Source organism: Escherichia sp. 20412-1, from assembly GCF_003027595.1.
Classification (GTDB): Bacteria; Pseudomonadota; Gammaproteobacteria; order Enterobacterales; family Enterobacteriaceae; genus Escherichia; species Escherichia marmotae.
Window position 1 is genome coordinate 69,857 of sequence record NZ_PYQM01000020.1, and the last position, 11,712, is coordinate 81,568.

An 11,712-nucleotide genomic window follows, 5' to 3' on the forward strand; every position below is an offset into this window, starting at 1 on the left:
ATGACAACACTGAAACTGGATACGCTCAGCGACCACATTAAAGCGCACAAAAATGCGCTGGTACATATTGTGAAACCACCGGTTTGTACCGAGCGCGCACAGCACTATACCGAGATGTATCAACAACATCTCGATAAGCCAATCCCGGTTCGTCGCGCGCTGGCGCTGGCGCATCACCTGGCTAATCGCACCATCTGGATCAAACACGATGAGTTGATCATCGGCAACCAGGCAAGCGAAGTCCGCGCCGCGCCGATCTTCCCGGAATATACCGTGTCGTGGATCGAAAAAGAGATTGATGATCTGGCGGATCGTCCCGGCGCTGGTTTTGCGGTGAGCGAAGAGAACAAACGTGTTCTACATGAAGTCTGCCCGTGGTGGCGCGGTCAAACCGTACAGGATCGCTGCTATGGCATGTTTACCGATGAGCAAAAAGGCCTGCTGGCAACCGGCATCATTAAAGCGGAAGGCAATATGACCTCCGGCGATGCGCACCTGGCGGTCAATTTCCCGCTGCTGCTGGAAAAAGGGCTTGATGGTCTGCGCGAAAAAGTGGCGGAGCGCCGCTCGCGTATTAACCTGACGGTACTGGAAGATTTGCACGGCGAGCAATTCCTGAAAGCCATTGATATCGTGCTGGTGGCAGTCAGTGAACACATTGAACGTTTCGCCGCCCTGGCGCGTGAAATGGCAGCCACCGAAACCCGCGAAAGCCGTCGCGATGAACTGCTGGCAATGGCCGAAAACTGCGATCTCATCGCCCACCAGCCACCGCAGACTTTCTGGCAAGCGCTGCAATTATGCTATTTCATCCAGTTGATTTTGCAGATCGAATCCAACGGTCACTCGGTATCGTTTGGTCGTATGGATCAGTATCTCTATCCGTACTATCGTCGCGACGTTGAACTCAACCAGACGCTGGATCGTGAACACGCCATTGAGATGCTGCATAGCTGCTGGCTGAAGTTGCTGGAAGTGAACAAAATCCGCTCCGGTTCGCACTCCAAAGCCTCTGCCGGTAGCCCGCTGTATCAGAACGTCACCATCGGTGGGCAAAACCTGGTTGATGGTCAGCCGATGGATGCGGTGAATCCGCTCTCCTACGCAATCCTCGAATCCTGTGGTCGCCTGCGTTCAACTCAGCCTAACCTCAGCGTGCGTTACCACGCGGGAATGAGTAACGATTTCCTCGATGCCTGCGTGCAAGTGATCCGCTGTGGCTTCGGGATGCCGGCATTTAACAACGATGAAATCGTGATCCCGGAATTTATTAAACTCGGTATTGAACCGAAGGACGCTTACGATTACGCGGCAATTGGCTGTATCGAAACTGCCGTCGGCGGCAAATGGGGCTATCGCTGCACCGGCATGAGCTTTATCAACTTCGCCCGCGTAATGCTGGCGGCGCTGGAAGGTGGTCGTGATGCCACCAGCGGCAAAGTGTTCCTGCCACAAGAAAAAGCGTTGTCAGCGGGTAACTTCAACAACTTCGATGAAGTCATGGACGCGTGGGATACACAAATCCGTTACTACACGCGCAAATCGATCGAAATCGAATATGTCGTCGACACCATGCTGGAAGAGAACGTACACGATATTCTCTGCTCGGCGCTGGTGGATGACTGCATTGAGCGAGCGAAAAGTATTAAGCAAGGCGGCGCGAAATATGACTGGGTTTCTGGCTTACAGGTCGGTATTGCCAACCTGGGTAACAGCCTGGCCGCTGTGAAAAAACTGGTGTTTGAACAAGGCGCGATTGGTCAGCAACAGCTTGCTGCCGCGCTGGCGGATGACTTTGAAGGGCTGACTCACGAGCAACTGCGTCAGCGTCTGATTAATGGCGCGCCGAAGTACGGCAACGACGATGATACCGTCGATACACTGCTGGCTCGCGCTTATCAGACCTATATCGATGAACTGAAGCAGTACCATAATCCGCGCTACGGTCGTGGCCCGGTTGGCGGTAACTATTACGCAGGTACGTCGTCTATCTCCGCGAACGTACCGTTTGGTGCACAGACGATGGCGACACCGGATGGGCGTAAAGCACATACACCTCTGGCGGAAGGTGCAAGCCCGGCCTCCGGCACCGACCACCTCGGCCCAACGGCGGTGATTGGTTCGGTAGGTAAACTGCCTACGGCGTCGATTCTCGGTGGTGTACTGCTCAACCAGAAACTGAATCCGGCGACACTGGAGAACGAGTCCGACAAGCAGAAGCTGATGGTTCTGCTGCGTACCTTCTTCGAAGTGCATAAAGGCTGGCATATTCAGTACAACATCGTTTCCCGCGAAACACTGCTGGAAGCAAAAAAACATCCTGATCAGTATCGAGATCTGGTGGTACGTGTAGCAGGCTATTCCGCCTTCTTCACCGCGCTCTCTCCTGACGCTCAGGACGATATCATCGCCCGTACCGAACATATGCTGTAGTCCTCTCCGCCCGGTAGCCGTCGTTACCGGGCTAAATCATTCACATAATCAATTCTCCCTTACTTTCATTCGAAATATAATTTGTGCTCCACGTCACATTGTTATTACACTGTTACGGTTTCATTTTTGAGCCAGGAGCACACATATGAGCGTAAAAGTTATCGTCACAGACATGGACGGTACTTTTCTTAACGATGCCAAAACGTACAATCGGGCACGTTTTATGGCGCAATATCAGGAGCTGAAAAAGCGCGGCATCGAGTTCGTTGTCGCCAGCGGTAACCAGTATTACCAGCTCATTTCCTTCTTTCCTGAGCTAAAGAATGAGATCTCTTTTGTCGCGGAAAATGGCGCGCTGGTCTACGAACATGGCAAGCAGTTGTTCCACGGCGAACTGACCCCGCATGAATCTCGAATTGTCATTGGTGAACTACTGAAAGATAAACAGCTCAATTTTGTTGCCTGCGGTCTGCAAAGTGCATACATCAGTGAAAATGCCCCTGAATCATTCGTTGCATTGATGGCAAAACACTACCATCGCCTGAAACCGGTAAAAGATTATCAGGACATTGATGATGTTCTGTTCAAGTTTTCACTTAACCTGCCGGATGAGCAGATCCCGCTGGTAGTTGACAAACTGCACGTTGCGCTCGACGGCATAATGAAACCCGTTACCAGTGGCTTTGGGTTTATCGACCTGATTATTCCCGGCCTGCATAAAGCGAACGGCATTTCACGGTTACTGAAACGCTGGGATCTGTCGCCGCAAAATGTGGTGGCAATTGGCGACAGCGGTAACGACGCAGAGATGCTGAAAATGGCGCGTTATTCTTTTGCGATGGGCAATGCAGCGGAAAACATTAAACACATCGCCCGTTACACTACCGATGATAATAATCATGACGGCGCGCTGAATGTGATTCAGGCGGTGCTGGATAACACAGATCCTTTCAATAAGTAATCTTCCCCTGGCCGGAGCGCCCCCTCCGGCCTCTCTCTTTTTTCTCGCTTTGTGCAGTGACTCAAGATTTTTATCTTGCGTTAACTTATTTTTAACTTAAAGTATCAATCGTAATCATTTTTACTTTCGAATGAAAGATGCGAGGTTGATATGACTTTTACCTGTGAGACACTGCCAACAGATACGAAAGCGGCTATCCGTAAGATGAAAGCGGAGCTGCGACAGCAGATCGGTGATGTGCAACATGTCTTCGATAAACTCTCAGCAAAAATCGAAGCGCGTGTAGCAGAAATAGATGCCCTGAAAGCACAAGGATTGCCGGTTTGGCCGGAGATCTCTTATAGGGATATTGCAGCCGGTACAGTAAACAATGTCACTCGCAATGAAATTAAGCGCCGCGGTTGTGCGGTAATAAAAGGCCATTTCCCTCGTGAGCAGGCGCTGGCGTGGGATCGCGCAATGCTCGACTACCTTGATGCCAATCACTTTGATGATGTGTATAGAGGTCCTGGCGACAGTTTTTTCGGTTCGCTGGAGGCTTCTCGCCCCGAAATCTATCCCATTTACTGGTCACAGGCGCAGATGCAAGCGCGACAGAGCGACAATATGTCTGCGGTTCAATCTTTCCTTAACCGCCTGTGGAAATCTGAAAGCAACGGCAAACAATGGTTTGATCCCGATGTCAGCGTGATTTATCCGGACAGAATTCGCCGTCGCCCACCAGGCACGACGTCCAAAGGTCTGGGCGCACACACCGATTCTGGTGCTCTGGAACGCTGGTTATTACCCGCTTATCAGCGCGTTTTTGCCAATGTTTTCAACGGTAATTTTGATGATTATGATCCGTGGGATGCTGCGCATCGTACCGATGTAGAAGAATACACCGTAGATAACACCACCAAATGTTCGGTGTTCCGCACGTTTCAGGGCTGGACGGCGCTCTCCGATATGTTGCCTGGCCAGGGATTATTACATGTGGTGCCAATCCCGGAAGCGATGGCATACGTTTTACTGCGTCCGTTACTGGATGACGTACCGGACGACGAGCTGTGCGGTGTCGCGCCTGGTAAGGTTCTGCCAATTTCAGAGAAATGGCACCCATTGTTGATAAAAGCACTCACGTCAATTCCGGCAATAACAGCGGGGGATTCCGTCTGGTGGCACTGCGATGTGATTCACTCCGTCGCGCCGGTAGACAATCAACAAGGCTGGGGGAACGTGATGTATATTCCCGCCGCGCCGATGTGCGAGAAAAACCGGGCTTATGCGCACAAGGTCAGAAAGGCACTGGAAAAAGGCGTCTCGCCGGGTGACTTCCCACGTGAAGATTATGAAGCAAACTGGGAAGGCCGCTTTACGCTGGAGGATCTGAACGTTCACGGTAAACGCGCGCTGGGCATGGACGTGTGAAAGTTGATAGATTAGTGGAAGTGAGGTTAAGGAAGTCGGTTCGATGTTACTCAGAGAGCTGACAACGTGCGCTTTGTTAATGCCGGATGCGACCTACAAAATCTTGCAGATTCAATATATTGCAGGGACTGCGTAGGCCTTATAAGCGTAGCGCATCAGGCAATCTTGCGTTTGTCCTCAGCCGCCGTCACCCCGACTGTATCGGGGTGACGGGCAATAACTTACTCGATCCCTCTGCTACGCAGATAATCTTCGTAGTTGCCGCTAAAGTCGATCACGCGTTCCGGAGTGATTTCCAGAATACGGGTCGCCAGGGAGCTTACGAACTCACGGTCGTGAGAAACAAAGATCAGCGTGCCCTGATACAGTTCCAGTGCCATGTTCAGCGACTCGATGGATTCCATATCCAGGTGGTTGGTCGGTTCGTCCATGATCAGAATATTCGGTTTCTGCATCATTAACTTACCAAACAACATACGGCCTTTTTCACCACCGGAAAGTACTTTAGCAGGCTTTTTGATGTCGTCCTGGCTGAACAACAAACGACCGAGAATGCTGCGTACCGCCTGCTCGTCATCGCCTTCCTGCTTCCACTGGCTCATCCATTCAAACACGGTCAGATCATTATCGAACTCATATTCATGATCCTGTGCGTAGTAACCAATACGCGCATTTTCTGACCATTTTACAGTACCATTGTCCGGTTCCAGATCCCCTACCAGCGTTTTCAGCAGGGTCGATTTACCGACGCCATTGGTGCCGAGTACTGCCAGCTTTTCACCCACTTCCAGCAGCAGGTTGATATTTTTAAACAGCGGACCGTTATCAAACCCTTTAGTCAGGCCTTCTACTTCCAGCGCATTACGGAACAGCTTCTTATCCTGCTCAAAACGAATGAACGGGTTCTGACGGCTGGAGGCTTTCACCTCTTCCAGTTTGATTTTATCAATCTGACGCGCACGTGAAGTCGCCTGACGAGATTTCGACGCGTTGGCGCTAAAGCGGCTTACAAAGGACTGCAACTCGGCAATCTGCGCTTTCTTCTTGGCGTTATCAGCCAGCAGGCGTTCGCGTGCCTGGGTCGCCGCCGTCATGTACTCATCGTAGTTACCCGGATAAACGCGCAGCTCACCGTAATCCAAATCCGCCATGTGCGTACAGACCATATTGAGGAAGTGACGGTCGTGCGAAATGATGATCATGGTGCTGTCACGCTCGTTCAGCACCTGCTCCAGCCAACGAATGGTATCAATGTCCAGGTTGTTGGTTGGTTCGTCGAGCAGGAGAATATCAGGATCGGCAAACAGCGCCTGCGCCAGCAACACACGCAGTTTCCAGCCTGGAGCCACTTCGCTCATTGGACCGTAGTGTTGCTCCACTGGAATACCCACGCCAAGCAGCAGCTCACCGGCGCGTGCTTCCGCAGAGTAACCGTCCATTTCGCCGTATTTCACTTCCAGATCGGCAACTTTGTAGCCATCTTCTTCGCTCATTTCCGGCAAAGCATAGATGCGGTCGCGCTCCTGTTTCACTTCCCACAACTCTTTATGCCCCATGATCACCGTATCCAGCACGGTGAACTCTTCAAAGGCAAATTGATCCTGGCGCAGTTTACCAATGCGCTCGTTGGGATCGAGGGAAACGTTGCCCAGCGTCGGCTCTAAGTCGCCGCCGAGGATCTTCATAAAGGTGGATTTACCACTACCGTTCGCGCCAATCAGGCCGTAACGGTTGCCGCCGCCAAATTTGACGGAAATGTTTTCAAACAACGGCTTACTGCCGAACTGCATGGTGACGTTACTGGAAACTAACACAGGCGTATCCTGAAAAGAGATATGACAAACCGCGTATTATGCCATAAGTCTGAAAGAAGATCCCGCTCGCCGCTTAAGGTCTACACTCTTCCCAAAGGCAAAAAATGTGATTTCGTACACATCTGATTTCACTGTTAGCAGGAATGAACATATAATGCGCTTCCAATACTCTAATATTCTCAACCTAATGGCCTGCCAGGCACGAAATCTCGCTTAACATGAATATGAAATTGAAAACGTTATTCGCAGCGGCCTTCGCTGTTGTCGGCTTTTGCAGTACCGCGTCAGCGGTAACTTATCCTCTGCCAACCGACGGGAGTCGCCTGGTTGGTCAGAATCAGGTGATCACCATTCCAGAAGGCAATACCCAGCCGCTGGAGTATTTTGCGGCCGAGTATCAGATGGGGCTTTCCAATATGATGGAAGCGAACCCTGGTGTGGATACCTTCCTGCCGAAAGGCGGCACCGTCTTGAACATTCCGCAGCAACTGATCCTGCCAGATACGGTTCATGAAGGTATTGTAATTAACAGCGCAGAGATGCGTCTGTATTACTATCCGAAAGGGACTAACACCGTTATCGTGCTGCCGATCGGGATTGGTCAGTTAGGTAAAGACACGCCTATCAACTGGACCACCAAAGTAGAACGTAAGAAAGCCGGCCCGACCTGGACACCGACCGCCAAAATGCATGCGGAATACCGTGCTGCAGGCGAACCGCTTCCGGCTGTTGTTCCGGCTGGTCCGGATAACCCAATGGGGCTGTACGCTCTGTACATCGGTCGCCTGTACGCTATCCACGGCACCAACGCCAACTTTGGTATCGGCCTGCGTGTAAGCCACGGTTGTGTGCGTCTGCGTAACGAAGATATCAAATTCCTGTTCGAGAAAGTGCCTGTTGGTACGCGCGTACAGTTTATTGATGAACCAGTGAAAGCGACCACCGAGCCAGACGGCAGCCGTTATATTGAAGTCCATAACCCGCTGTCTACGACCGAAGCTCAGTTTGAAGGTCAGGAAATTGTACCAATTACCCTGACGAAGAGCGTACAGACCGTGACCGGTCAGCCAGATGTTGATCAGGCGGTTCTGGACCAGGCTATTCAAAACCGTTCCGGGATGCCAGTTCGTCTGAATTAATCTTCAAAACTTAAGCAAAAGGCGGACTGATAATCCGCCTTTTTTATTTTCCAGCGCTTATCCAACCGGGAGCATAACTAACAAAACGTATCCTACCAGCGCCGCCCACAACAGCATTGGTATCGAATAGAGATGGAAACGCCACCAGATACGACGATCGTTCGCCATACGCAGTGCAATCAAATTTGCCAGCGATCCCGGTAACAAACCAAAACCCCCGACATTTACCGCCCAGGCCAGTAACAACGACGGCGGCACATAGTTCAGCAGCAAAATTGTGCCCGGCACATTACTGATCACCTGCGATAAACCAATTGCCGTTAGCCATAATCCGGGTTCGGATAAATGACTCACGTGACTCAACACGCCCTGTAAAGCTGGAAGTTGGGTCAGCAAATGGACGTCGATAAACATCGCCATAAACACCAGCAGCAGCGTCCAGTCCACACTCAACACCACGCGACGTGCCAGCAGCGCAAATCCCGCTGCTACAATCACCAGCCCCCATAGCTCTTGTTTCAACTCAAGCGCCGTAAGAAAAACGATATACAGTCCCAGACAACTCCACACCAGTCGCGGCTTCCACTCCGGCGTTTGCGTACCAGTATGATACTGCAACGCCCTTCCAGGGAAACAACACCAGCACAGCAGCAATAGTGTCAGCATCATCACGCCAGCCAGCGGTGCCATTTGTGCAATAAAACCGGCGAACGAAAGGCCAGAGCGTCCCCAGATAAGAATATTTTGCGGGTTGCCTATCGGCGTCAGCAGCGATCCGGCATTCACCGCCAGCGCCTCGAATATAATCAACCGATTAACCGGGATCTCACACAGTCTCTTTAGCGTAATGGTCAGCGGAACAACAATGAACAGCGCAACATCGTTGGTCAGAAACGTAGAAAGTAGCGCCGCCGCCAGCACCATAAACATTGCCAGTCGACGTTCAGTGGCAAAACGGTGCACCATTTTACGCCCCAGCACATCAAAATAACCGCTTAACTCCACACCTTTGGTCAGCAGCATCAGGCCACTTAAGGTGATGATGGTGTGCCAGTCGATAGCGCCAGGCCAGGACTTTGGTGCGAAAGGAACGAAAAAACTTAATCCGATGCCAACAAGAATTAATAACTGAAAAAAGCGATCGCCTTGTAGCGTGCGTAAAAAAGGCAGGCTCATTTGGCACCGTGTTTCTGGGTAAACAAACGAAAGGCGTCCAGCGTCTCTTCACTGACATGGTGTTCCATACCCTCCGCGTCACGACGGGCGATTTCCGGGCTGACGCCCAACACCAGCAAGAAATTTTCGACAATCTGATGCCGCTCACGGCTTTCCTGCGCCAGCTTTTCCCCTTCCGCAGTCAAAAACACGCCTCGCCAGGGGATCATTTCAATTAGCCCCATTGTTGCCAGCCGCTTGAGCATTTTAGCCACCGTCGGTTGAGAGACGCCCAGACGGGCGGCCATATCAACCTGACGTGCTTCTCCCACTTCTCTAATCAAATCAGAAATCAGCTCAACGTAATCGTCGATAAGCTCGCGACGATGTGCCTCTCTGACCTGGCGAAACCCTTCAACGTGCTCTTCCACGTTCACTAACTGCGTCACTTTTTTTACTGTTGGCGTACCTGCGCGACGACTCATTGTGCTTCCTCATTATGGTGACACATATATAGCGCTCTCATTTCGTGCGCACATTGTAAACCAGAGTTGTGAAGGCACAAAAATTTAACGTTTTAGCAATAGCTATATAATATAGCCTGTGCTATATCTGTATGTAATGCAATCATCCCTCATGGATCGACGGGATTAGCAAGTCAGGAGGTCTTATGAATGAGTTCAAGAGGTGTATACGCGTGTTTAGTTACTCCCCCTTTAAAGTGCGGTTAATGCTGCTCTCGATGTTGTGCGATATGGTCAACAACAAACCGCAGCAAGATAAACCCTCCAATAAATAGCGGCGTCGCGGTACGCCGCTTCACTCCAGCTTTTAGCAGAAACATTGTTTGGCTTGAAAAACCCCACTTTTTGTCGGATTTGCTATCCTCTTCGCAAAAGATTTTTTCGTCAGTAGTTGACCTGAGCGGCGGCTCGCTCTATCTTCTTGCAGCCCTGCGTATATTGCGGCTCGCGGATGCGGACCACTCCACTCTCTTCTCGCACTCTTGCAGGTATTGACCCTTGACGCCAGGGTGAGCACATGGCGTTTGTTACGATAGTGGCATATGAATTTAACCCTCAAAGAATCGCTTGTTACCCGTAGCCGGGTATTTAGCCCGTGGACTGCGTTCTACTTTTTACAGTCGCTATTAATTAATCTCGGCTTAGGCTATCCCTTCAGTTTGCTCTACACCGCCGCGTTTACGGCTATTTTGCTTTTGCTATGGCGGACATTGCCTCGCGTGCAAAAAGTCCTGATCGGCGTCAGTTCGTTAGTGGCAGCTTGTTATTTCCCCTTTGCTCAGGCCTACGGCGCGCCTAACTTCAATACATTGCTGGCATTGCACTCCACAAATATGGAAGAGTCGACTGAAATCCTGACGATTTTTCCGTGGTACAGCTATCTGGTCGGCTTATTTATTTTTGCGCTCGGCGTGATTGCTGTCCGGCGAAAAAAAGAGAGTGAAAAAGCGCGCTGGAATAAATTCGACAGCCTGTGCCTGGTATTCAGCGTGGCGACATTTTTTGTCGCTCCGGTTCAAAACCTGGCCTGGGGCGGCGTATTTAAACTGAAAGATACTGGCTATCCGGTATTTCGTTTTGCTAAGGATGTCATCGTTAACAATAACGAGGTAATTGAAGAGCAAGAACGGATGGCGAAACTTTCCGGGATGAAAGACACCTGGACGATTACGGCAGTTAAGCCGAAATACCACACTTATGTGGTGGTGATCGGTGAAAGTGCGCGGCGCGACGCGCTTGGTGCCTTTGGCGGCCACTGGAACAACACCCCGTTTGCCAGCAGCGTTAACGGCCTGATTTTTGCCGATTACATTGCCGCCAGTGGTTCCACGCAAAAATCGCTCGGCTTAACGCTTAACCGCGTGGTCGATGGCAAGCCACAGTTTCAGGATAACTTTGTCACCCTTGCCAACCGCGCGGGTTTTCAGACATGGTGGTTTTCCAATCAGGGACAAATTGGTGAATACGATACCGCCATCGCCAGCATCGCCAAACGTGCGGATGAAGTGTACTTCCTGAAAGAAGGGAATTTTGAAGCCGATAAGAACACCAAAGACGAAGCGTTGCTGCAAATGACCGCTCAGGTGTTGGCGGAAGAACACTCGCAACCGCAACTGATTGTTTTACATCTGATGGGCTCACATCCGCAGGCCTGCGACCGGACACAAGGCAAATACGAAACCTTCGTACAATCGAAAGAAACGTCATGCTATCTCTACACCATGACGCAAACGGACGACTTACTGCGCAAACTTTATGACCAGTTACGCAACAGCGGTAACAGTTTCTCTATGGTTTACTTTTCTGACCACGGTCTGGCCTTTAAGGAACGCGGTAAAGAAGTCCAGTATCTGGCTCACGACGATAAATATCAGCAAAATTTCCAGGTGCCTTTTATGGTCATTTCAAGCGACGATAAAGCGCATCGGGTAATTAAAGCACGCCGTTCAGCCAATGACTTCTTAGGCTTTTTCTCACAGTGGACGGGGATAAAAGCGAAGGAAATTAACATCAAATACCCGTTTATTTCTGAAAAGAAAGCCGGGCCGATATACATCACAAACTTCCAGTTACAGAAGGTGGATTACAACCATCTCGGAACCGATATATTCGATCCCAAATCTTGAGACAAAAAAATCCGCCCCGAGAGGTAATGCCGATCAGTTAAGGATCAGTTGACCGATCCAGTGGCTGTGTAAGAATCCGGAAACGCTCACTCGTTTCCGGATTTTTTTATGCACATTGGACAGGCCCTTGATCTGGTATCCCGTTACGAT

At 50.7% G+C, this 11,712-nt stretch carries 9 protein-coding genes; 6 read left to right on the forward strand and 3 right to left on the reverse strand.

What is annotated here, in order from left to right; all coding sequences use genetic code 11:
• The 3 genes from C7B16_RS14735 (at position 1) to C7B16_RS14745 (ending at position 4,804) form a co-directional block, all read left to right on the forward strand.
• Positions 1-2,433, forward strand: a complete 2,433-nt coding sequence (locus C7B16_RS14735; protein ID WP_107179858.1) for a glycyl radical protein — start codon at positions 1-3, stop codon at positions 2,431-2,433.
• 145 nt (positions 2,434-2,578) lie between these two features.
• Positions 2,579-3,394, forward strand: coding sequence for a sugar-phosphatase YbiV (gene ybiV / locus C7B16_RS14740; RefSeq protein WP_016248513.1), 816 nt, complete (start codon positions 2,579-2,581; stop codon positions 3,392-3,394).
• 150 nt (positions 3,395-3,544) lie between these two features.
• Positions 3,545-4,804 (forward strand): DUF1479 domain-containing protein, encoded by a 1,260-nt coding sequence (locus C7B16_RS14745; protein WP_000144645.1) that lies wholly within the window; start codon positions 3,545-3,547, stop codon positions 4,802-4,804.
• A gap of 221 nt (positions 4,805-5,025) precedes the next feature.
• Here the strand turns inward: C7B16_RS14745 and C7B16_RS14750 are convergent, their stop codons facing one another.
• A complete protein-coding gene (locus C7B16_RS14750; RefSeq protein ID WP_000961451.1) occupies positions 5,026-6,618 on the reverse strand; it encodes an ABC-F family ATPase in 1,593 nt (530 codons plus the stop codon).
• A 218-nt stretch (positions 6,619-6,836) separates the two neighbouring features.
• Here C7B16_RS14750 and ldtB point away from each other — a divergent pair, with 218 nt between their 5' ends.
• Positions 6,837-7,757 (forward strand): L,D-transpeptidase, encoded by a 921-nt coding sequence (gene ldtB, locus C7B16_RS14755; RefSeq protein WP_001056379.1) that lies wholly within the window; start codon positions 6,837-6,839, stop codon positions 7,755-7,757.
• 57 nt (positions 7,758-7,814) lie between these two features.
• Here the strand turns inward: ldtB and C7B16_RS14760 are convergent, their stop codons facing one another.
• On the reverse strand, positions 7,815-8,933 hold the full coding sequence (locus tag C7B16_RS14760; protein ID WP_107179859.1) for an anion transporter: 1,119 nt from the start codon (positions 8,931-8,933) through the stop codon (positions 7,815-7,817).
• Positions 8,930-9,397, reverse strand: a complete 468-nt coding sequence (gene mntR / locus C7B16_RS14765; protein ID WP_000091026.1) for a manganese-binding transcriptional regulator MntR — start codon at positions 9,395-9,397, stop codon at positions 8,930-8,932. Before mntR ends, C7B16_RS14760 begins: the two co-directional genes overlap by 4 nt.
• Positions 9,398-9,582: 185 nt before the next feature.
• Here mntR and mntS point away from each other — a divergent pair, with 185 nt between their 5' ends.
• On the forward strand, positions 9,583-9,711 hold the full coding sequence (gene mntS, locus C7B16_RS14770) for a manganase accumulation protein MntS (protein WP_001001759.1): 129 nt from the start codon (positions 9,583-9,585) through the stop codon (positions 9,709-9,711).
• Positions 9,712-9,978: 267 nt separating this feature from the next.
• Positions 9,979-11,562 carry a phosphoethanolamine transferase gene (gene opgE, locus C7B16_RS14775; protein WP_001054649.1) on the forward strand — a complete coding sequence of 528 codons (1,584 nt, stop codon included), beginning with the start codon at positions 9,979-9,981 and terminating at the stop codon, positions 11,560-11,562.
• Positions 11,563-11,712 lie beyond the last annotated feature (150 nt).

Excerpts from the sequence above, each read along its gene's own strand:
- C7B16_RS14745 (WP_000144645.1), top strand. The coding sequence starts at position 3,545 with ATGACTTTTACCTGTGAGACACTGCCAACAGATACGAAAGCGGCTATC.
- C7B16_RS14760 (WP_107179859.1), bottom strand. The coding sequence starts at position 8,933 with ATGAGCCTGCCTTTTTTACGCACGCTACAAGGCGATCGCTTTTTTCAG.
- opgE (WP_001054649.1), top strand. The coding sequence starts at position 9,979 with ATGAATTTAACCCTCAAAGAATCGCTTGTTACCCGTAGCCGGGTATTT.
- ybiV (WP_016248513.1), top strand. The coding sequence starts at position 2,579 with ATGAGCGTAAAAGTTATCGTCACAGACATGGACGGTACTTTTCTTAAC.
- mntS (WP_001001759.1), top strand. The coding sequence starts at position 9,583 with ATGAATGAGTTCAAGAGGTGTATACGCGTGTTTAGTTACTCCCCCTTT.
- C7B16_RS14735 (WP_107179858.1), top strand. The coding sequence starts at position 1 with ATGACAACACTGAAACTGGATACGCTCAGCGACCACATTAAAGCGCAC.
- mntR (WP_000091026.1), bottom strand. The coding sequence starts at position 9,397 with ATGAGTCGTCGCGCAGGTACGCCAACAGTAAAAAAAGTGACGCAGTTA.
- ldtB (WP_001056379.1), top strand. The coding sequence starts at position 6,837 with ATGAATATGAAATTGAAAACGTTATTCGCAGCGGCCTTCGCTGTTGTC.